This is a genomic window from Acinetobacter sp. 24-47-39 (genome assembly GCF_056783825.1).
In genome coordinates this window covers 1-213 of sequence record NZ_JBWYIP010000055.1, presented here as the reverse complement: position 1 = coordinate 213, position 213 = coordinate 1, and the positions used below count along the sequence as shown (strand labels likewise).

Genomic DNA, 213 nt, shown 5'->3' with positions numbered 1-213 from the left:
ATGGCGAATATGACGTAGTTGCAAAAGCGACAGATAAAGCAGGTAACACAGGTGAATCTCAGCCAGAGAGCTTCGAGGTTGACACAGTAGCACCTGAATTAACCATCGATGAGCTTAAGCCAACAAACGATACTACACCAACAATCTCAGGTAAGACTGAGCCAGGTGCAACAGTAAAAGTTGAAATCTTAGACAAAGATGGCAACCCTGTAG

Annotated in this window: 1 protein-coding gene; it reads left to right on the top strand. The window is 44.1% G+C overall.

Translation table 11 applies throughout. The features are described from left to right. Positions 1-213, top strand: a 213-nt coding sequence (locus AC1M9C_RS15035; RefSeq protein ID WP_481953989.1) for a hypothetical protein, incomplete at both ends; no start/stop codon positions are given.